Below are 604 nucleotides of genomic sequence, written 5' to 3' on the forward strand. Positions count from 1 at the left end.
ATACGGAGACGACGGCTCCGCCCGGGTCGACGCCGACGCGGGCGGTCCAGGCTCCGACGGGCTGGGCCTCGGTGTCGACGGTGATCCGCAGAGTGACCGATTCTCCGGGGGCGAGGGTTCCCGCGGTCTGGCTCGCGCGCAGCCAGGGCGCGTCGGACCAGGGCCGCCAGGCGACGGGGCTGCCGCCGGAGGCGCTGAGGGTGAGCAGGGTGGTGCCGCCGCGGGTGGCGGCGGCGACGGTGAGCCGGCCGGGCGCGCCGGGGCCGGCGGGGTCGGGGGTGGCGGGGGCGCCGCTGCTGATGACCTCGACGGAGACGTCGGGGGCGGCGCTGCCGGAGGCGAAGCCGGGCTCGCCCGTGGTGCGGGCGGTGTTGCCGGTGTTCTCGTACGCGGTGAGCGGGCGGCCCTCGGTGAACGGGGGCGGGATCTTCGACTCGGTGGCGGAGATCCGGGTGCCGTCGCCGACGGGTTCGCCGGTGGTGGGAGCGCCCCGGTAGGCGGCCCACAGGGCGATGACGGGGGCGGCGACGACGGTGGCGACCACGGTGGTGGTCACGGCACGGGCCCGGAAGCGGTCGCGGCGGGCGGCGCGGTCCTTGGGGTC

Annotated in this window: 1 protein-coding gene; it reads right to left on the reverse strand. The window is 78.1% G+C overall.

The window, feature by feature from the left end:
* Positions 1–604 (reverse strand): BACON domain-containing protein (locus tag VR44_RS48515; protein ID WP_045949528.1); only part of this gene is annotated, 604 nt, incomplete at both ends.

It is taken from the genome of Streptomyces katrae (assembly GCF_000966975.1).
GTDB lineage: Bacteria > Actinomycetota > Actinomycetes > Streptomycetales > Streptomycetaceae > Streptomyces > Streptomyces katrae.